Source organism: Streptomyces sp. NPDC028289 (assembly GCF_055565975.1).
The window spans coordinates 640,745-661,859 of the sequence record NZ_JBVHTI010000001.1 but is presented as its reverse complement, the minus strand read 5'-3'; the positions used below and the strand labels follow the sequence as shown (position 1 = coordinate 661,859).

At 70.5% G+C, this 21,115-nt stretch carries 13 protein-coding genes; 8 read left to right on the top strand and 5 right to left on the bottom strand.

Features of this window, described 5'->3' with window-relative positions; translation table 11 throughout:
* Positions 1–15: 15 nt before the first annotated feature.
* Complete coding sequence (locus tag ACZ4UV_RS02995; protein WP_451016020.1) at positions 16–219, bottom strand: DUF397 domain-containing protein; 204 nt, start codon at positions 217–219, stop codon at positions 16–18.
* Positions 216–1,091, bottom strand: a complete 876-nt coding sequence (locus tag ACZ4UV_RS02990; protein ID WP_451016021.1) for a helix-turn-helix domain-containing protein — start codon at positions 1,089–1,091, stop codon at positions 216–218. Before ACZ4UV_RS02990 ends, ACZ4UV_RS02995 begins: the two co-directional genes overlap by 4 nt.
* Positions 1,092–1,254: 163 nt before the next feature.
* Between ACZ4UV_RS02990 and ACZ4UV_RS02985 the strand changes: the two genes are divergently transcribed.
* The 4 genes from ACZ4UV_RS02985 (at position 1,255) to ACZ4UV_RS02970 (ending at position 3,610) form a co-directional block, all read left to right on the top strand.
* The gene (locus ACZ4UV_RS02985) at positions 1,255–1,716 is read left to right on the top strand and encodes an ATP-binding protein (protein WP_467835576.1); all 462 of its coding nucleotides are present in this window, start codon (positions 1,255–1,257) and stop codon (positions 1,714–1,716) included.
* Between the two features lie 103 nt (positions 1,717–1,819).
* On the top strand, positions 1,820–2,890 hold the full coding sequence (locus tag ACZ4UV_RS02980; RefSeq protein ID WP_451016023.1) for a ParA family protein: 1,071 nt from the start codon (positions 1,820–1,822) through the stop codon (positions 2,888–2,890).
* Positions 2,887–3,435, top strand: coding sequence for a hypothetical protein (locus ACZ4UV_RS02975; RefSeq protein ID WP_451016024.1), 549 nt, complete (start codon positions 2,887–2,889; stop codon positions 3,433–3,435). Before ACZ4UV_RS02980 ends, ACZ4UV_RS02975 begins: the two co-directional genes overlap by 4 nt.
* 1 nt (position 3,436) lies before the next feature.
* Entirely contained in the window at positions 3,437–3,610 is a 174-nt protein-coding gene (locus ACZ4UV_RS02970; protein ID WP_467835572.1) for a hypothetical protein, read from the top strand.
* Between the two features lie 100 nt (positions 3,611–3,710).
* Here ACZ4UV_RS02970 and ACZ4UV_RS02965 read toward each other — a convergent pair whose 3' ends face one another.
* On the bottom strand, positions 3,711–6,302 hold the full coding sequence (locus ACZ4UV_RS02965; RefSeq protein ID WP_467835570.1) for a GmrSD restriction endonuclease domain-containing protein: 2,592 nt from the start codon (positions 6,300–6,302) through the stop codon (positions 3,711–3,713).
* 79 nt (positions 6,303–6,381) lie between these two features.
* Positions 6,382–7,080: a hypothetical protein gene (locus tag ACZ4UV_RS02960; RefSeq protein ID WP_467835567.1), complete on the bottom strand. Its 699-nt coding sequence runs from the start codon at positions 7,078–7,080 to the stop codon at positions 6,382–6,384.
* A 128-nt stretch (positions 7,081–7,208) separates the two neighbouring features.
* Here ACZ4UV_RS02960 and ACZ4UV_RS02955 point away from each other — a divergent pair, with 128 nt between their 5' ends.
* On the top strand, positions 7,209–9,365 hold the full coding sequence (locus tag ACZ4UV_RS02955) for a UvrD-helicase domain-containing protein (RefSeq protein WP_467835563.1): 2,157 nt from the start codon (positions 7,209–7,211) through the stop codon (positions 9,363–9,365).
* 26 nt (positions 9,366–9,391) lie between these two features.
* Here ACZ4UV_RS02955 and ACZ4UV_RS02950 read toward each other — a convergent pair whose 3' ends face one another.
* Complete coding sequence (locus tag ACZ4UV_RS02950; RefSeq protein ID WP_451016402.1) at positions 9,392–10,579, bottom strand: sigma-70 family RNA polymerase sigma factor; 1,188 nt, start codon at positions 10,577–10,579, stop codon at positions 9,392–9,394.
* A 756-nt stretch (positions 10,580–11,335) separates the two neighbouring features.
* On the opposite strand from ACZ4UV_RS02950, the gene ACZ4UV_RS02945 reads away from it, so the two are divergent.
* The 3 genes from ACZ4UV_RS02945 to ACZ4UV_RS02935 all read left to right on the top strand — a co-directional run bounded on the left by ACZ4UV_RS02945 (position 11,336) and on the right by ACZ4UV_RS02935 (position 21,108).
* Positions 11,336–14,329: a hypothetical protein gene (locus ACZ4UV_RS02945; RefSeq protein ID WP_467835560.1), complete on the top strand. Its 2,994-nt coding sequence runs from the start codon at positions 11,336–11,338 to the stop codon at positions 14,327–14,329.
* Between the two features lie 81 nt (positions 14,330–14,410).
* Complete coding sequence (locus ACZ4UV_RS02940) at positions 14,411–19,105, top strand: DEAD/DEAH box helicase (protein ID WP_451016400.1); 4,695 nt, start codon at positions 14,411–14,413, stop codon at positions 19,103–19,105.
* A 794-nt stretch (positions 19,106–19,899) separates the two neighbouring features.
* Positions 19,900–21,108 (top strand): PP2C family protein-serine/threonine phosphatase, encoded by a 1,209-nt coding sequence (locus ACZ4UV_RS02935; RefSeq protein ID WP_467835557.1) that lies wholly within the window; start codon positions 19,900–19,902, stop codon positions 21,106–21,108.
* Positions 21,109–21,115: the final 7 nt, after the last annotated feature.

Sequence of the window (21,115 nt, the reverse complement as noted above, 5' to 3'; positions counted from 1 at the left end):
CTTCGGGCGGGTGGGTCAGAGCCCGTCCCGCCCGAGGTCCGCGACGAACCCGGCCCACGCGCCCCGCGTGAACGCGAGTTGCGGACCGTCGCCCCGTTCCTTGGAGTCCCGCACGCGGACGGCGGTCCCGTCGGCGGCGACCTCGACGCACTCGCCGCCTTCGTCACCGCTGTAGCTGCTCTTGAACCAGCTGAGCCGTATGGGCTGTTCGGTGTTCATAGGTCTCCCAGCATCTTCTCGATCAGGCGCAGGGACTCGCGCGGAGTGAGCGCCTGTCCCCGGATGCTTCCATACTTCGCGGACAGGACACGTACCTCGTCTGGGTCGGTGATCAGACGGCTGACGTGCTGGACCTCCAGGTAGGTGACCTGTGGCTTGCCCTTCGGGGTGAGCAGAGTGAACGGACCGCCCATTCCGGCGTGATCCTGACTGGTCGTCGGCATCACCTGGATTTCCACGTGGCGCAAATCGCCGGTCTTGAGCAGGCGCTCCAACTGTCCACGCTGAACGTCCAGTCCGCCGAACGGTTGGCGCAGCACACTCTCCTGGATGATGGCACTCACGGTCGGCGGTGGCCAGCGGGTCATCAGCTCCTGGCGTGCCATCCTCGCGGTGACGCGCTGCTCGATCGTCTCCTCGTCGAAGAGCGGCTGTCGGCTGGCGAACACGGCACGTGCGTACTCCTTGGTCTGAAACAGTCCCGGCACCGCCTGGTTGGCGAAGTAGCAGAGCTCAACCGCCTCCGCCTCCAACCGCGCGTAATCCCGAAACCACTCCGGATGCCGAACCCTCCTCCGCGCCCGCGCCCGCTCCACATCCTCCGCCGCAGCCGCCAGCAGCCCCCCGCACTCCAGCAACTTATCCACCGCGACCAGCAGTTCAGGTTGAGGCGTCCGCCGTCCCCGTTCCACGGACGAGATGGTCTCCTCCCCGTACCCGAGTCGGTCGCCCAGTTCCTTCTGGCTCATCCCGGCCCGTACCCGCGCGACCTTGATCTGCCGCCCGAGCGCCCGGAACAGGTCGGCCACCTCGTCCGTACCGTCCGCCTCACCGCCGGTGGGAACCCCCGAACCGACCGCCTGTGCCGCCATCCCGTACCACCGCCCACTTCCGTCGCACCAGGAGCGAACCGCCGAACGCCCGGCCAGGTCACGGCCATACGCCCGTACATCCCGCCCTCTGTCCCGGGACAGTAACCCTCCGTACCGCCCCGCACCCTCCACACAGTAGAAGCACTCCGTCACTCTCGGTGAGGTGATCCAGCAAACCGTCACCGTCACCGGTGAACCGACCGCCACCACCCACCACTTCCGCCTCACATTCCCCACCAGCAGACACGGCGCCCACACCGCCCGCCACGCAGCCGAACGCTGGCTCGTCGACCAGCGGGACTGCCCGGAGGACGCGGCCACGGCCTCCCTCCTCATCGCGGAACTCGCCGCGAACGCCGCCCTCCACGGCTGCGCACGGGACCGCGACGCCTGCCTCACCCTCACCCTCACGGCCGGCACCCTGCGGATCGAGGTCACGGACGCCCGGGGCGACCGCCTCCCCGAACCGGCGCCGGGCGGTGACGGGGACGGCGAGTCCGGGCGCGGCCTGCTCCTCGTCGCCTCACTCGCCGACGCCTGGGGCTGCGAGCCGCACCACCCCGGAGGCAAGACGGTCTGGGCCGAGTGTGCCCGGCGTAGACCCGCGCCCAAGGGGGGCGCGTGAACTCAACTGCGCTCCTGCCCAACGAGGTTGGGGATTGACGGCGATTGTGAACGGCCTTCACGCTTGACGGGTAAACGTGAAGGCCGTTCACGGGGGGGATGTCATGGCAGGCACGCCCGAGGCGGAAGACCAACTCGTCGGACTGTTCGAAGTGGCGGAGATGGCGGGGGTCGGCCGGACGGTCGTAGCGAATTGGCGCGCCCGTGACCAACACTTCCCCGCTCCCGTCGTGGACCTGCGGAGCGGTCCGGTTTTCCGGGCGAGTCAGATTCAGCGCTACCTCAAACGGAGGAAGAAGCACATGGCACCCAAAGCTCATGTCATCTCGACCATCAATCTGAAGGGCGGCGTCGGGAAGACCACCACGACGGCCGGACTCGCGGAGTTCCTCTCTGCGGAGTTCCGCAAGCGGGTCCTGGTGGTCGATCTCGACCCGCAGACCAATCTGACCACGGTCCTGATCGGGGAGGAGAAGTGGGAGGAGCTCAACGACGAGGGATACACCCTGGCGACCCTGTTCAAGGATGCCCTCCGGCCCGAGGACGAGCCTCTGGAGTTCGACCTGGAGAAGACACTCCAGCGCAATGTCTCTTCCGTGGACGCAGTGACGAAGGTGGACCTCCTGCCTTCTTCGCTGGACCTCATTGACGTCCAGGACCGCCTGGCGTCTATGCCCAGGGGGCGTTTCCACGCCAACAACCCCACCGATCTCCTGCGCAAGGCGATCCGGAAGATCATTGATGAGTATGACTTCGTGCTCGTCGACTGCCCTCCCAACCTCGGCATCGTCACTTTGAATGGTCTGCGCATCTCCGAGGGATACATCATCCCGACCATTCCCGACGTCCTGTCCACCTACGGCATCCCTCAGATCCAGCGGCGGGTGCGGGCCTTCGCGGACGACCTGGGGGAGACCATCAAAGAGATCGGCATCGTCATCACGAAATACAAGGCCAATTCGACGGTCCACTGGAACACCGTCAGGCGACTTCAGGGCGACAAGAAGCTCCCCGCCGTGCTGCCGACCTTCATCCCCGAGAAGAACGACATCGCTGGTTCGGCGGAGTTCGTCGGTCGCGGTACCCTGCGGCAGAAGTACGGCTACCAGGGCGGCTTCGACGCTTTCCGGGGCATGACGCAGGAGTTCATCGAACTGGTCGAGGAGAAGGCGTGACCGAGCAGAGCGACAGTCGGCCCGACGACAACGGTCTCCTGAGTGCCCAGGTGCGGGAGGCCGAAGAATCCCTGACCAAGCTCGGCGCCTCCGACCCGGAGCTCGCGGCGACGCTCGCACGTGTCCTCGGCGTGGTGGCGTCCGAAGCCGCACGCACTACACGCTTCGCCCGAGCACTGGCCAAGGCGCTGACGCCTCCCGATGCGCAGACCGCACCTCGGCCAGCAGAACGCCCGAGGCGTAGCCGACGAGCTCCGGGAGTGATCGACCCGTTCGCGGTGCTCGCCGAAACCGGCGAGACGGGACTCCGTTCGAGCCTGAGCGAGCTCGGCCTCGAACAATTGCGGGACATCGTCTCCGAACACGGGATGGACCACGACCGGCTGGCGCTGAAGTGGAAGGACCCTCAACGGGTCATCGACCGCATCGTGGAACGCGTCGAATCGCGGACAGCCAAGGGAGCCGCCTTCCGGGGACGGCCGGAACAGCCCGCTTTGCGGCACGATGAGGCCGTCGGCTCGGCGGCCGAGGACTCGTCGACGTGAGGTGAGCTGGGCGCGACGAGCCAAACGCCTCGCGGCCGCCGCCCATGCCAAGGCCATCCGCATCGAGCGCCGTGTCGAGGACCGCACCGTCCTCCTCTTCAACGGCCTGTTCACCACCGGCCGGCAGATGCCGGCCGTCGCCCGCCTGTTACGCGGGCGGGCGTGGCTGAGGTAAGGGGTCTCGTCCTTCGCTCGCGCCCCTTGGCGAGGGGCGGGCCGCCAGGGGCACTGTTCGACTCGTGACGATCGACCGGGGTGCCCCCTGAGTTCCGGTCTCAGTTCCTGTCCCGGCTCTCCCAGCGGTCCCGGAACCAGGTCAGAGTCTCTACAAGCAGCTCACGGTTGCGGTCCTTCTCCAGGACGGACAGCCGGAAGCTGGGGTCCGGTCCCCGCCCCGGCTTCTCCTGGAGGTCGACACCTTCAAGTTCGTTGAGACGCCTGAGGTGCTCGGTACGCAGGGTGCGATCGGTGAACGAGCCGACGTACGCCGTGCCGCCCAGCCCGCAGCCCGGGGTGAGGCCCATCGGCGAGACCCAGCTGCCCGTGGCGCTCGCCTCATTCAGCGTGAGGATCGCGCCGGTGAACTTACTGTCTGGGTGGTAGATATCGCCGCCGAGTTCCTCCCAGTGGGACAAGAGGGCGCGCACCGCCTCCACCGTCTCGGGGGAGTTGTCCTCCGCGAGCTGACGGAAGAACCGCCTCTCGGGGGAGTTCTCCGCCACGAGCTGAAGGTAGAAGGGGTCGGCGTGCGTCTGCTCACCCTGGCTTTCAGCGATGCGCTGCGCCTCCTCCTCACCGTCGGCCTGATCGTCTTCGGGGCCGCCGACCAGCAGGGCGAGGTCATCGGCGGAGAGGCGCTGCGCCGGATCGGCGGCCCCGTTGGCCGCGAAGCGCACGCCGTCGGCGCTCAGCCGGGCGCGGACGTCTCCTCCCACGTCCTGAGGCGTCCAGCGGAAGCCGTCGGAGACCTTGCCCTCGGAAGTGAGCACCCGGTACGCGTTGGCCACCCCCGGCGTATTGGCCAGATGGTTGCCCACGGCCTGGGCGCCGGAGCCGGTGAACGCCGCGAGATCGCCGTACGACGTCCAGGTGCCGTGGGGGAGCGCGGCGAGCACTTGGTGGGCCAGGTTCCAGTCCCGGCTCCGCTCCGCTCGGCCGACTCCGCGCAACGGAGCCGGCCACAGCGCGATCGCGCGGTCGGCGAGTTCGTCGGCACGCGCGCGGATCTCGTCCGCGCCCCACCGTTCTGTGGCCGCGATGCGGCGGTTCATCTCCAGGTGGCTGCCCTGGAGCAGGTCCTGCTTGCGCTCGAAGGGGTGGTTGGACAGCTCCGCGTTGACCGCGGTCAGCGTCAGGTTCCCGAGCGTGTGCTGAAGCCGGGAGTGTAGGTCCTCCGCGCTCTCGTCGGCGACCACGTCCTCGCTCAACATCCGGAGCCACTCGTCGCCCGGCGACTGCGGCATGACGTGCTCGATGGTGAGCTGCGCGGCGGCGAAGTCGACCGGTTCGGGATGCTCGTAACTCTCCTCCAGCCGCTGGAGCACCAGCTTGCGCTGGTGCCCGCGTCCGAACTTGTAGAAGGGTGCAGTCCGGACCTTCTCGCGTAGCTCGTCGTCATCGGGCCAGAAGCGGTTCTCGGCGGAGAGGAGCTGGTGCAGCCCGTCAGCGACGGGCATGTCGAGCGGCAGCTGCCCGGGCACCGCCTGGAAGATCCTGTTGAGGTTGTTCGTCGGCACGCGGCACATCATCCGGCGTACCAGGAAGCTCTCGATGTACGACATCGCGCGGGCCGTGTCCGCGGAGTTGAGGTCCCTGCGCTCGCGTCGGTCGAGCAGCAGCATCAGAGCGGGGTAGGTGACCTGGGCCTGCCAGGTGTCCAAGCGGTGCAGATGGGCGCGGACGGCCGCGTTCGGCTCCACTTCGGGGTGCAGCAGCCGACGGAAGAGGGCGCCGCGCCGGTACAACTCCTTGATGTACGCCTCGATCTCAGCTTCGCTGACCTCACCGCGCTCGAAGCGCTGCTGCTGAGCCGCGTAGAGGTCCTGGCGGCGGACCCGGTCGTCTCCGTCGAGCACCAGCTGCAACCACATGAGCTGTTCCAGCTCGTCGTTGCTCAGACTGTCCTGCAGCGGAAGCCAGTAGGTCTCGTAAATGCGCTCACCGCGGGTGGGTAGCCGCATGAACAGGTAGTTGCGCAGCAGGTCGGCCTGGCTCAGCTTGAGGCCGGTGTTGTTGAGGGACTCGAAGATGCGGTGCACGTTGTCCGCGCGCTCGGCTGTCACCGCCACCAGCGTGAGCCGGGAGGTGATGGCCTCCTCGATGCGGAGCACGTCCTGCGGGGCGGCCGGATCGGCGGCCTCGACGAGCTTGCGGCGGAAGAAGCCGTAGGCGGCGGCGACGGCTCCGTCGGCGGCCTGCTCCGAGAGCGGCCCGCGAACGTATGCCGCGAACTGCGCCCGGTCAGCCTGGGTCGGCAGTAGCCGGAAGCGATCGCTGCCGTTCTTGCGCTTGTTGATGAGGTATTCCTCGTCGATGCGCTCGGCCTCGTCCGGCTCGCCGTCCGCTATGTGGTCGCGGATCGCGGCCAGGGCGAGCGACAGCGTGGTCAGCCGCTGCTGACCGTCGACGACGAGCCAGCGGGGGAACGTCGCCTCGTTCTGCGGCGACGGCGCGAGCACCACGGACCCCAGGAAGTGTGTGCTCACCTTCTCCCCGGACTCCAGCAGCTCGGCCTGCTCCAGGATGTCGGTCCACAGCTGTCTGAGCTGCTTCTCCGTCCAGGAGTAGGTCCGCTGATAGAGCGGCACCTGGAACTGCTGTGCCCTGCCCTGGACGAGATCGGCGAACAGTGTCTCCTTCGCCTGCACGGCGGTCCCCCTCGGTGATCGGTCCGGTCGTAGCGCGTGGGAAGGACCTTAGGGCTTCCCGCTGACAGTCAGGGGCACTTCAGCCCTCGTCGAGGCACGCACACCACAGCGTGTAAGCCCGGTCCATCTCGTCAAGTGCCGCCCGCGTGAACCGGGCGTCGAGGAAGGCCCGGTCGACGATCCGCTCCGCGAGCGCGACCAGGTGCGCCGCGACGTGCTCCACCCGCTCCCCGCGCACCCGGTCCTGAACTCGCTCCAGGCGTTCCTGACGCTTCCACAGGTCGGCGAGGCTCGCGCCCGCCTCCTCCTCGTCGTCGTACACGGACGGCGCGCGGGGCAGCAGGTCGGCGGTGAGGGCGGGGACGGAGTCCGGGGTGGTCGGCTCGTCCGGTCCGCCGTTGCCGAGGACGCGGTTGGCGATGGTACGGACGGCCTCGGAGCGCTCGACACGCGCCGCCTGGGCCCGCAGGGCACCGAGCAGTGCCGGGACCTCGGCCCGGGCCCGGCGCCGCAGGGTCTCCGCGAGTGCGGTCGTCAGGTCCTCGCCCAGGTCCGAGGCGTCGTCCAGTACGTCGTTCGCCGCGCCGACCGCCTCGAAGGCGCGCTGCGCGGTGCGGGCCGCCTCGGTGAGCAGGGCGATATCCTCGGCCGTCGGCTTCACGCCCGCCTTCAGTCGGGCCACGGCCGCGTCCAGAGGGTCACCGGCCAGATCGAAGAGGTCCACGCAGTCGTCTTCCAGGGCGAGTCGGCCGTCCGTATCCGGTTCCAGCAGTGTCATCTACCCAACAACCCCCGCGCTCGCGATGCCCCTGTGTCGTGCGGCAATTCCTGCGACGAATCATGGAGGTTTTCGTAAACTGAGTCAACAGATACTCTGTCGGTCGGTGTTGTCGAAGGGTGGGGAACATGCCGCAGATCGCGATCACCAACACGTTCTGGGAGGGCGTCGACCGGCTGGACAAACCGGCCCGCGCCCGCGTCCACAAGGCGATGGCCAAGTTCCAGCAGCTGACGGTGGCCCAACTCCACGCGGACAAGGGGCTGCACCTGGAGTCGGTGGTCAGCTCGCGTGACCCGCGGATGCGGACCATCCGCGTCGACGACGGGCTGCGGATCGTGCTGCTCGCGCCTGACGACGGCAGCGACCTCTTCGTCTTCGTCCACGTCGTCCCCCACGACAAGGCCTACTCCTGGGCCCGCCGACGGCTCTACACGGTCAACTCCGTGACCCGCTGCCTCGAAGTACGCGACCTGACCGCCATGGAACAGATCACCCCGCTCTTCGCTCAGGAGGCCGCCGCGGCCCCCCAACTCCTGTTCGCCGCCTGGTCGGACACCGTCCTGCGGCACCTCGGCGTCGACGACGTCACCTTGCGCGCCGCACGCACCGTCACTGGCAAGGCGCAGCTGGAGGCGTTCGGGTCGCTGATGCCGGAGGACCAGTACGAGGCGCTGTGGCTGCTCGCCGAGGGCCTCGACCCCGACGACATCTACCGGGACCTCGTCGCCGTACGCCAGAAGACGACCGTCGCCGAGAGCGCGGCGGGGGAGGACACCGCCGGGGACGACCTGGCCGCCGCCGTCACCCGCACCCGCAGCCGCATCGCGCTCGTCACCGGCCCCGACGAACTTGCCGACATCCTGACCAAGCCCTTCGCCGCCTGGCGGATCTTCCTCCACCCCACCCAGCGGCGTATCGCCTACCGGCCCGGCTATGCCGGACCCGCCCAGATCACCGGCGGCCCCGGCACCGGAAAGACGGTCGTCGCCCTGCACCGGGTCAAGCACCTCCTGGACCGGGCACCCGACACGCGCGTCCTCCTCACCACCTACACCGGAGCCCTGGCCCGCTCCCTCCAGAGCAGCCTCGCCCTGCTGCTCGACCACGACCCGGCGCTGCTCGCCCGTGTCGACGTCACCACCGTCGACGCCGTCGCCCACCGCGTCGTACGGCAACTGCGCGGCAACCCGGGGACCGCGCTCGGGGACCGGGACGAGCGCACCCGCTGGCAGCGCGTGGCCCGCCGCCTCGAACTGCCCTGGAACGAGGCGTTCCTGTCCCAGGAGTATCGGCACGTGGTCCTCGCCCAGGACCTGCGGAGCGAGGAGGAGTACCTGGCGTGCGAACGGCGTGGGCGCGGCAGCGCGCTCGGGCAGACCCAGCGGCGTCGCGTCTGGCAGGCCGTGGCCCTGTTCGAGGACGGTCTGACCCGTGACCGGGCGCACACCTGGCTCCAGGTCTGCGCCGAGGCCACCCGGCTGCTGCGCGACAAGCCGGGTTCGGGACCGTCGTACGACCATGTCGTCGTGGACGAGGCGCAGGACCTGCACCCGGCGCAGTGGCGCCTGCTGCGCGTCCTGGCCCCCGAAGGCCCCGACGACCTGTTCGTCACCGGCGACCCGCACCAGCGGATCTACGACGCCCGGGTCTCGCTGCGCTCCCTCGGCATCTCCGTCGCGGGACGCAGCGGACGACTGCGCGTCAACTACCGCTCCACCGAGGAGATCCTGCGCTGGGCCCGCGGCCTGCTCGACAGCGAGCCCGTTGCCGACCTGACCGGCGACGCCCACGACACCCTCACCGGATACCGCTCGCTGCTGCACGGCGCACAGCCCGTGTCCGAGGGGCACGGGAGTGAGAACGAGGAGGCCGACGCGGTCGTGCGCCGAGTACGCGACTGGATGGACGCCGGGGTCGCGCCCTCGGACATCGCCGTCTGCGCCCGCTTCAACACCCTCGCGGGCAAGCTCGGCGACCGCCTCGCCGCGTCCGGCATCCCCGTGGTGCGGGTGCGGGACGGGGAACCGGAGAGCGCGGTCGGGGTACGGGTGTCGACGCTGCACAGCATGAAGGGCCTGGAGTACCGGTGCGTCGCCGTCGCCGGAGTCACCCTGTCCGCCTTCCCGTTCGCGCCGGCCGTGACCCCGGCCGAAGTGGACCGCATCCAGCACACCACCGACCTGGCCGCCGAGCGATGCCTGCTGTTCGTCGCCTGCACCCGGGCGCGGGAGGCGCTGTATGTGTCGTACAGCGGGCGGGCCAGTGAGTTCCTCGCGGCGTGATGCCGAGCGGGGGCTCCGGCACCGCCTCAGTCCGGAGTCCCATGGATCTTGCCGACTCCGGTGCGGTGGCGAGGGGCAGTCGTGATCTCGCTCCCCTCGTGCACCACCCGGAACCAGTCGTCAGTCACCTGGACGGTGACGGTCCTCGCGTGCCACTGCATGCCCACGTGAATCGTCTGATGGCCGACCACGATGAATCCTCCGGGCCCGTAGACCTTTCGGCGCACACAGGGGAGGTCGGAGGCGAACTCAGGGGGAGGCCCGTCCACGTCGCTCGGTACGGCGCGCGACGGCTCGCGGACCGGACGAGCGGCGCGGATGCGGTTCTCGTCGATCTGCTCCCGCAGCTTCGCCAAGGCCTTGGACTCGATCTGGCGGATCCGCTCCCGGGTGCGGTTCAGCTCCGCTCCGATTGCTTCGAGGGTGAGCTCGGGGCCGTCGTCGAGTCCGAGCCGGAGGGTCATCACCTGGCGCTCTCGTTCGGAGAGGCAGCTGAGCAGCTCACGGACTTCTTCCGGGGGAAGGTCACCGTAGTAGAAGTCCGGTTCGGTCCAGTGCGGTCCCTGAATGCTCCGGTCCGCTTCCTCGTGCAAGGCGTCGTCACCGATGGACTCGGTCAGGTCTTCCAGAGGGAGTATTCGGCGGACCCGGGCCAGTAGGACCTGCGCCTCGTCAACGGTGACACCCGCGCGAGCGGCCACCGTGGGGAGAGCGTCAGTGGGCGACTCGTGCCCCAACTCCCGTGCCGCCTTCCGTAGCGCGGCCAGGGTTTCGTACGCGTGGACCGGGATCCGTATCGTGCGGCCTTTGTCCGCCAGGGCCCGTGTGATCGCCTGCCGGACCCACGGGACCGCATACGTCGAGAACTTGTGCCCCTTGAGGTGATCGAACTTTTCGATCGCGCGCAGCAGACCCAGGTTGCCCTCCTGGATCAGATCCAGGAGGTCCAGACCGCGCCCGGTGTACCAGGTGGCCATACTCACCACCAGCCGGAGGTTCGCCTGGGCGAAGTCCGTGAACGCCAGTTCCCCGAGCCTGACCAGCTGTTCAAGCTCACGCCGCAGCTTAGGGGAGATCTTCCTGCCGGCCTCGTCCAACCGCTCGCGAGCCAGCAGTCCCGCCTCGATGGCCTGGGCCAGCTCCGCCTCCTGCTGCCGGGAGAGCAGCGGGAACCTGTCGATCTCCTTGCGGTAGTGCGCGAAAGAGTCGCCCATGGCCCCACGTGGGGAATCGTCCCCCTCCGGGGACTCGGCGACGGGCTCGGGGCGGGGGCGCGGCGAAGGCGGGGCCGTGAGTGCGGTCGTAGGACCGACGCGCGTCTCGTACGGCTTTTCGGCCCGCAGGGGCGATCCTTCCGCGGAAGGAATGCCGAGACGGAGCGCTCGAACGGTCAACGCGGAAAGGTCCAGCCTGCTGTCCTGGTGCAGTTCAAGAGTGAAGCACGGTGGTCTGCGTGGTTCCGGCTCTGGCCCCGCTGGAACGCTGCGTTCACCTTGCGTGTCGCTGGGCGGATTGGTCGTTGCAGGAAGCTCTGGCGCGGCCGGGGCCGCGGAACCGCCTCGCAGACCGAACGCCGCCACCGCGGCCGGAGGCAGTGCGACCCCCTCCGCCATCACCCGGCCCAGCACCTCGGCCACCACCGCGGTGTCCACGCCGGCCAGCAATCCCCGCAAGACCACCGGAGTCAGGGCTCGCTGTGGCCCCGCGGCAGTCACCAGCGCCTCATGCAGCACGGCAGGCGTCCCGGCCTCGGTGTCCGTCGTCATCAGCGTGCCCCCCATGTGCCGTACTGCGGTGCGACGAGCCTTCTCGCATTGCACCACCCGCCACTGACAATCAGTCACGCCCCGGGTAGAGCGCACTGTTCACCTGCTGATTCCCCATGCTCCTTATGTGAAGGAATGGTAGAACGTACAACGATGGTCGGTCCCGGGCGAGATCGCGTACGTCCGAGGCGGGAGGGGCGGGACATGCTGGTTGATCCCACGCGGTTGCTGGACGACTGTGAGCGGGCCTGGCGCGAGGTGGGGAAGCCGCCCGCCGGCGCGGTGGAGCCGGTCGCCGCCGTACGGACCGCGCTCGTCCTGGAGGCGCTGGTGGCGTACCGGCTCCTCGCGGACCACTCCGACCTCCCGCGCGACACGGTCTTCGCACGCTGGCCCGCCTGCGCGGTCCACACCGTGGCACTGGCCGACGGTCCTGAACTTCCTCGTCTGGTGGCTGAAGCACGCGCGCGCGTGCTCGCGGCACGCCCTGACCTGGCGTCACACGGAGACGCCCCGGAGAGTGCCGGCGAGTGGGGTCGCGCCGCGCAGGAGGCCGCCCGCTCGCTGGGCTGGACATGGCGCGCGCCGACCGCGGCGGACGATCCGGTCGCCCCGTCCCGCAGCGTCGCCCCTCCCCCCGAGCTCCGTCTCGGCCCCGGCGCGGGCAGCGTGCTGCTGACCCTGCCCGGCGAGCCGGACGCGGGAGACTGGCAGCTGTCCGCCGACGGTGAGGTGTTCGCGGCCCGGTCGTCCTACTGGACGCTGCCCGGCCCCGTGCGCCGCGTCGAGGCGACGGCTCCGACGGGAACCACCCATGTCTCGGCCGTCGTGGACCCGGACACCGCCCTGCTGGCCTTCGACGCCGACGGCCACCGCATCCCCCCGGACGAGCCCCTGCCTGCCGCCGAGATCTGCCTCCTGCACGCGGGCACCCTGCAGACCGAGGGCGCCGACCCCGGCGTCGTGGAACTGCCCACCCCGTACGGCTGGAACGGCTGGACCCTGAGCAGGGTGTCGCTGACCGGGGTGACGCGGGTGCGGGCCTTGGCCGCGGTCCCGGGCAGCTGGCTGGACGTCGCCGCCGGACGGCCGCTCGGCTGGGAGGGCGGTGCGACGTTGCCCTGGATCATGGGTGACGACGGGGCACCCGTGTGGCACCGTCCGCCCGCTCTCCGGCTCCCGCGACGGCCGAGCGAACCGGACACGCGACTCTGGCAGGCCGAAGTGCGCCGCCCCGGCCACGAGGAGCCTCTCGCCCGTCACACCGGCGCCCCCGGGGCGCTCCTGGACCCGTGGCAGGACGTACCCCGCCCGCTTCTGGGACCGTACGAGATCCTCGTCCACCGCGTCGGCTCCCGGCGCAAGCGACGACTGGTGGCCTTCCTCGCCGAGGGAATCACGGCCGAACCGACCGCCGAGTGGCGTCTGCTCGCCCCGCACGGAGGCCTGGCCCCCGCTCGGCTGACCCTTGGCGCCGACGGACCGGTCACCGCCTCCACGCACACCGTCGCGTTCTCCCTGTACGAGATCACCAAGACGCTGGTCCTGGGCGACGGGGTCCGTCGGTTCGCCGTGGAGGCGTGCATCCCCCACTCCGAGGTCCGCCTCGAACTCGGCGGCAAACCCCTGACCTGGTCCGTCCGGCCGCTCGACATCGACGCGACGGACCTGGCCGGGGAGAACGCCCTGACCGTCCGCCTGCCGGAACAGGCGGTGGCGGTGACCCCCTTGCTGGCACTGGTCGTCGAGGGGACGACCCTGCACACGCTGCGTCCGGAACGCCGCACTCGCACGCGCAGAGGAGACCTCCGGTACCCACTGGCGGCTTTGGCGGACACCGTGCGCGACTGCGTGAAAGCCGAGATACGGCTGCTGGTCGCGGGGGAGAGCATCCTCGTCGGGACCGTGCGCACCCAGCCCATCGCGGAGGACGTCGTACCGGACGGCGGCGGACTGCTGCTGCGGGGCCTGCGCCACCCGGGCGAACTGACCGCCCGCCTGTACGCGGTCTTCGCCCCGTGGGAGCGGCCGCTGACGGCCACCGTCGACCAGAGCGGCCGAATCCCGCTGCCCTCGGCCTGGCGGTCCGTCGGCCCCCTGATCGTGGACCTGAACGCGGGCGCCCCCACACCCGCCGCTCCCGGGTGGCCCCGCCTCCGCGATCGCGACACCCTCGTGCTGCGCCGGTGCACGTGGACCTCCGCCGCCGGCCACGGAACGGGCGCCAGGGTCTCGGAGTACCTGGCCGGACGCGGCGTGCTGCCGCGCGGCGCCGACGCGATCGCCTACCAGTGGATCGTGACCGCCCGCGGGCGCGACCTGCAGGCGTGCGGAGCCAGGGAGACGGCACCGGCGGAATGCCGCAGCGCCCTCGCGGACGCCGGACCCACCGCCCTCACGGGAGCGGCCGACAGCGCGCTGCGCTCCGGCGAACTCGCCTCCGTGCTAGCGGGCAGCGGTCTTGCCGCCCTGCGGATACGGGAAGTGACGGACCCGGCCGCCGTACGTCACGTCTGGCGGCAGGCGCCCCTGTGCGCGCTGTTGCTCACTGCTCCCTTGCTGCCGTATCTCTCCGGTGGCCTCGCCTACGACGTCGCGGAGTTGTACCCGGAGGAGGCGGAACTTATCGGCGAGGTGGGCCAGTTCCTGGGCGACGCCGCCATCGCGTTGCTGGCCGGGCAGGCGGATCCGAGCGGCGCGGTCGGCCGGTTCGACGCCCAGACCCGTGCCCTCGACCAGCTCCCCGAACTCCAGCAGCAGGCCGTGTGGCGCAGCGCCCGTGTCGTCCCACGGGGTCTTCTGGACCCCGACACCCGTGCCGACGCGGCGTGGCAGGCGTTCCGTGCCCGCAAGGACCTCCAGTACCACGCCACCCGTGAGGAGTTCCGCGACGGCCTGGACGCCGTAGCGATCTTCCTGGACGACGGACACCCCGACCTGGCCCAGGCCTTCCGTGGACGGGACCCCGGCCAGTTGCACGGGCCGGGCGAAGCCTGGATGCGGGTCCCTCAGCTGTCTCTGGGATGCGCGCTGATCGCGAGGCTCGCCGCCGCCGGCGACGCCCGCGCCGCCGGCCTGGAACGGGGACTGCGCCACCTGTGGACGCCCGTCGCCTCCCACGCACCGGATCTCACCGCCGTCGACATCGCCCTCGCGGAATGCCTGGTCACCGCGGAGGCCGTGCACAGCACCGGCTGACCACCGGTTCCCGTCCAGCCCGTACCGCAGCGGTACCGCCCCACCGCTCGTCCGAAGCCAACCGCCACAACGGAGCCTCCCGTGCACAGCCTCGAGCCGCTCGCCACCTCCAGCATGATCAGCGACACCTACCGCCGCTATCTGCGTTCCCTGCTGCCCCTGCGCGAGCCCCGCCTGGCCGAGGCCCTCGCCCACGCCATCGACACCAGCCCGCTGCTCACCAAGGGGCCCCTGCTGGAGGCCACCCCCGCCTATGCGCCGGGCGCCACCCTGAACGAGCTCGTCGCAGAGGGCGTACTCGACCCCGCGTTCCAACAGCTGACCGGCCCCGCACTGCCCGCCGACCGTCCCCTGTACCGGCACCAGGAACAGGCGCTGCGCAAGGCCGTCGCCGGACGCAACCTCGTCGTGGCGACCGGCACCGGCTCCGGCAAGACCGAGAGCTTCCTCCTGCCCGTCCTCAACGCCCTCGCCGCCGAACACGCCCGCGGCACCCTCGGACCCGGCGTCCGCGCCCTGCTGCTCTACCCGATGAACGCCCTGGCCAACGACCAGATGAAGCGACTGCGCCGACTGCTCGCCGACACCCCCCACATCACCTTCGGCCGCTACACCGGCGACACCAAGGACGATCCGCAGCGCGCCGCCGACACCTTCGAGCAGCTCAACCCCGGCGAACCGCGCTTGCCCAACGAGCTGGTCAGCCGACGGGAGATGCGCGCCACACCGCCCCACATCCTGCTCACCAACTACGCCATGCTGGAGTACCTGCTGCTCCGCCCCCAGGACATGGACCTCTTCGAGGGAGAGCAGGCGGGTTCCTGGCGGTTCGTCGTCGTCGACGAGGCCCACGTCTACGACGGAGCGCGCGGCGCGGAACTCGCCATGCTGCTGCGCCGCTTGAAGGACCGTGTGGGGCAGGGGCGGGAGATCCAGGCGATCGCCACCAGTGCAACCGTCGGCGCGGAGGAGAACCCGGCTGCCGTCACCGCCTTCGCCCAGGCCCTCTTCGACGTCTCCTTCCGCTGGGACGCGAGCGACCCGGCCGCCCAGGACCTGGTCACCGCGACCCGGGTCGCCACACCCGACGGCCCCCACTGGGGGCCGCTGCCGACCACCGAGTACCTGCGCCTGGCCACGACCGCCGACCCCGAACCGGAGATCGTGTCGGCCGCGCGCATGCACGGCCTGCCCGCCGGCACGACCGCGGCCACCGCCCTCGCGGCCGAGGCCGGCACCGCGGCTCTGCGCCGGGCCCTCGCCGACGGACCCCGGCCCGTGAACGAGATCGCCCGCGACGTCTTCCCCGGTGACCCCGTCGGCCCCGCGGCGGTCACCGCGCTCATCCAACTCGCCAGCCAGGTGACCGACACCGACGGCGCTCCCGTGCTCTCCGCCCGCTACCACCTCTTCACACGCGCCACGGAAGGCGCCTTCACCTGCCTCGACCCGGCAGGCCCCCACCTCGACCTGGCCCGCCACGAGACCTGTGCGCGGTGTGCCCGCCCCTCCTTCGAACTGGGCGCCTGCCGCCGCTGCGGTGCCGTACACCTGCACGGCACCTTCACCGGCAAGGGGGTACAAGCCCGCCTCGCACACCGCAAGTCTCCCGACAGCCCCCACACCTGGCTGCTCCTCGACGGGGACGGCTCGGACACCGGTGCCGACGAGGACGACGAGACACTCGGCGACAGCGCCAAGGGCGGCCTCAAGGAACGCAGACTGTGCACCCGCTGCGCGGCCGTGCACCCCGCGGCCACGGCATCCTGCACCGCTCCCGGATGCGGTGGCACCGAACTGCGCCGCGTCCACCAGCTCGACACCCACGAGGGCACCCCGGCCGCATGCCTCGCCTGCGGAGCGCGCGGCCACGGCATGATCCGCCTGTTCGAGGCGGGCAACGAGGCTTCGGCCGCCGTCCTCAGCACCGCCCTCTATCAGGCACTGCCTCCGGCGACCGACGGCCCGGCCGCCGCACTGCCCGGACAGGGCCGCAAGCTGCTGTTCTTCAGCGACAGCCGACAGGCCGCCGCGTACTTCGCGCCCTACCTGGAGGACTCCTACACCCGCATCCAGCACCGGCGCCTGATCACCCAGGCCGTCCGGCAGGGCTGCTTCGACCCCGACGAGCCCCTGCACATCGATGACCTCGTCGCCCACACCATCCGCGCCGCCGACCGCGCCGGAGTCTTCCGCCGGAACGACTCCCGACAGGCCAAGCAGCGCGAAGTGGCCTTGTGGGTGATGCAGGAAGTGCTCAGCCTCGACGACCGACAGTCACTCGAAGGCCTCGGCCTGCTCCGGATCGACATCGACCGCGAGCCGTTCTGGCAGCCGCCCGCCGCCCTTACCTCACTCGGCCTCACGGACGACGAGGCATGGCTGCTGCTGCAGGAACTCCTGCGCACCCTGCGCAACCAGGGTGCGCTCACCATGCCCGAGGACGTCGACGCGGGCGACGAGGCGTTCGCCCCACGCAAGGGGCCCATCTGGGTCCGCTCCCAGGGCTCCGAGGCCAAGCGCAGGGTGATCAGCTGGCTGCCCAGCGCCGCGAGCGCCTCGAACCGACGCGTCGACTACCTCGTACGCGTACTCGACGCCCTCGGCCACCAGGGCGAACGACGGGCCACCGCCCTCGATGCCCTGAACCGCCTGTGGACCGACCTCACGACAGGTCACCTCGCCGACTGGCTGCCGTCCGAAAGCCAACCGGGGATCGGCGTCGTCCGCCGACTCGACCACGCCTGGCTGCGGTTGCGGCCGGTGACGGCGGACAGCGGTCCGCTGTACGCCTGCGACCGCTGCCGCCGCATCACCACCGTGTCCGTGCGCGGTGTGTGCCCGACGCTGCGCTGCACAGGACGCCTGGAGGACTTCAAGCCGTCGCCCGAGACAGACGAGCACCTGCGGCGCCTCTACCTGACCTTCGACCCCGTTCCCCTGCGCGCCCAGGAGCACACCGCGCAGTGGACCGGGGAGAAGGCCGCCGAGATCCAGGGGGAGTTCGTCCGAGGGCAGGTCAACGCCCTGTCCTGCTCCACCACCTTCGAACTCGGCGTCGACGTCGGTGAACTCCAAGCCGTCGTCCTGCGCAACATGCCGCCCTCCACCGCCAACTACGTCCAGCGCGCCGGCCGCGCCGGCCGCCGCGCCGACTCGGCCGCGCTGGTCCTCACCTACGCGCAGCGGCGGCCCCACGACCTCGCCCGGTTCGCGGAGCCCGAGCGGATGATCGCCGGGGAGGTGCGGGCCCCGATCGTCCCCGTCGACAACGTCCGGATCGACCGCCGCCACGCCCACTCCATCGCGCTCGCCGCCTTCTTCCGTGCCATGAAGGACGAGCGGGGCCGGATCTGGCGCAAGGCGGGAGAGTTCTTCCTTCCCGACGACACCACCGGCGAGATCGCCGCCCACACGGTGCGCGACTGGCTGACCCCCGTTCCGGACAGCGTCATGGCCTCCCTGCGCCGGGTTCTCCCCGACCAGGTCCAGAAAGAGATCGGCATCGACTCCGGCGACTGGGTCGCCGAACTGGACCGGCTCCTGCGTGCCGCACAGCAGATCCTCGACCAGGACGTCACCTCGTACAGCGAACGCCGCGACCAGGCCGCGGCCGCCCGCAAGTACCGGCAGGCGGAGATGTACGAGAAGGTCATCCGCAACCTCACCCAGCGCGAACTGCTCGGGGTCCTCGCCAACCGCAACGTGCTACCCAAGTACGGCTTCCCCGTGGACACCGTCGAACTGCGCATCCCCCAGGAGGGCGGCGCCGTCTCGGGGCAACTCGAACTCACCCGTGACCTGAGCGCCGCCGTCCACGAGTACGCTCCGGGGGCCGAGATCGTGGCGGGGGGCCACCTATGGGCGTCCGCCGGCGTCTACCGGCTGCCGGACCGCGAACTGGTCAGCCGCCACTACGCCGTGTGCGCGGCCTGCGGCCGCTACCGGGAGGCCACCGAACCCGTGGACCCCGTCTGCGCCGCCTGCGGTACGCAGTCCGCGGCCGCGCAACGCCGGTACGTCGAACCGGTCTACGGCTTCGTCGCCGCGCGCGGACCCCAGCGCCGCCCGGGGCAGACCCCGCCACGACGGTCCTGGTACGGCGACGTCCACATGTCCACCGACACCGCCGACCTTCAGGAAGGCGCGACCACCTTCGTCTCCGGCCACACCACGCCCTGGTCGGCGGGCACCCGGGGAGAGATGGTGGTCGTCTCCGAGGGACCGGCCGGCGCCGGATACCAGATCTGCGACTGGTGCGGCTGGGGCCGTCCGCACGCCCAGGCCGGGCCTCTGCGCGGGGGCCACCCGCACCTGCTGAAAGACACCCAGTGCACGGGCCCCCTCCGGGTCGTCTCCCTTGCTCACCGGTACCAGACCGACTTCCTCCAGATCCATCTGGACCCGCTCACCGCCCTGACTGCCAGTGCGGCCCGCCTGCGCTCCGGCCTGTACGCACTGCTCGAAGGCGCCGCCGCGCACCTGGAGATCAGCCGCGACGACATCGACGGCACGGTGCACACCGGCACCGACGGCATGCCGTCCCTGCTGCTCTTCGACACCACTCCAGGTGGTGCGGGCAACGCCGTGTCTATGGGCAAGCTGCTCGAACCGGTTGTCTCTGCCGCACTTGCTCGGGTGGCAGCCTGCGAGTGTGGCCCGGAGAGCAGCTGCTACGCGTGCCTGCGGAACTTCCGCAACGAGCGCTTCCACGAGTTGCTGAGCCGCCGTGAGGCTGTCGCACTCCTTGATGCCCTTGCGGGCAACGTGAGCTGACGGGATGCGACGCCGCGTGCAGACACGGAAGCACGACGTCAACCGTGACGCCTGGACGTGGGTGCTCTCGCTGCCGCGCTTTGGGCCGAGGAGGAATCGCTTCAAGAACGTGCGTCACCGCCCCGCTCGCATCGGACGTGACTGGGGGCTCTGGGGTCATGCGGCGGACTCCCATTTGCTGAGGGCTTCGGCATGGGCGGCGGCCAGCTCGTCGCAACCGCACTGGTCGGCGGGCGTGACGGGATCAGCCGTCCGTCTCGACCTCGACCGATTCGGGGCCAGACAGAGGGCGATTGCCTGTGGCTGGTTCCGAGCAGCTCGGGTCGAATCAGAGTGGGTTTCCCCTGACCGCCTCTGATCGCCATTCCGGCCCTTCCTAGCTTGATCCTGCCGATCCCGCCCGCGAAAGCGCAAGTCAGAAAGGCGCTCTAGGAATACCCGGCGTACAGCCCGACTCGTCTGCTGTTTGTGGTCTCCGTCCAGTGAAGAAGGTACTGGGCGGGGGCTGTTTTTTTGTCGGTCGAGAGGCTCGGCCGGCCGGCGGTGGGCGAACCTGGATCCTCATGATCCCTGGCGGCCAGCCCCTTCGCCCCGTAGGCCTGCTTCCAGCACCGCATCGGTCGACGACCGGTCGAGCCGGCGGGAGCAGGGCCGTCCGGTGAGCCTCAGGCCCCGGCACGTGCGCACCCGCGTTCCGCCTCCATGCGCATGCACGTGTTTGAGACGTGGGTCACAGCGGGGCCGTGTCCGGCGGGTCAGCGGGAAAACGAGTTCTCAGCGGAAAGGAGGCTGGTGTGTCACGCGATCGGATCGCCCTGGCTGAGGTGCTGGCAGCGGCGGAGGATGCCGCGCCGGTGCGCTCTCTCGATGTCGTGGCCCACAATCTGCGCGAGCGGTTCGGTGCCCGATACGTGTCGTTCCTGTTCGTCGACGTCGTCGGCCGACGCCTGTTGCGGGTGAGCGAGGAGGCCGCAACGCCCCAGGAGCGTCGCGCCGAAGAGGTCCCCTTCGACGACAGCGTCTACGACGAGGTCCTGCGCGTACAGCAGACGGTGCGGGTGCCGGAGGGCGAGCGCGGGCACAGGGTGCTCACCCCCGTCACCAACCGCGGCGACGCCCTCGGTGTCCTGGAGCTGTTCCTCTCCGAAGCCACCCGGGAAGTGCTGGAGCAGGTCGAAGAGGCCGCGCACGCGCTGGCGTACATCATCGTCACCGACCGCCGCTTCACCGACCTCTACCACTGGGGCAACCGCACGACCTCGGTCAGTCTGGCCGCGGAGATCCAGCGCCAGCTCCTGCCCTCCGCCCCGTCCTGCGAGGCCCCGGAGTTCGCGCTCGCCGGCGCCCTGGTCCCGGCCGCCGACATCGCCGGTGACACCTACGACTACACCCTCGACCACGACACCCTGCACCTGTCCGTCACCGACGCCATGGGCCACGACGTCAGCGCCGCACTCATGGCCACTCTCCTGGTCAACGCCTCCCGCGGCGCCCGCCGTGCCGGGTGCGACCTCGCCGAACAGGCCCGCCAGACCCACGAGGCCCTCCTCGCCCACGGCCGACACACCTTCGCCACCGGCCAGTTGCTGCGCATCGCCCTGGACGGCACCCGCTCCCAGCTCGTCAACGCCGGCCACCCCTGGCCCCTGCGGCTGCGCGACGGCACGGTCGAGGAACTGCGTCTGGCAGTGAACCTGCCGTTCGGCGTCGCCGCGCACAAGGGACCGTACCGGGTGCAGGATCTCGACCTGCGCCCCGGTGACCGCCTCGTGCTGCACACCGACGGCATGCAGGAACGCGAGGCGAAGAAGGTCGACCTCCCCGGCCTCATCCGTGACACCGCCGCCGAGCACCCGCGCGAGGTCGTGCGTACTCTGGCCACCGCGGTCACCGACGCCTGGGACGGCCACCCGCAGGACGACGCCACCGTCCTGTGCCTGGACTGGCACGGTCCCCGTGTCCGAAGACCGCCGCGCGAACGCCGCCGCCGACGCCCCGGGTGAGGGCCGG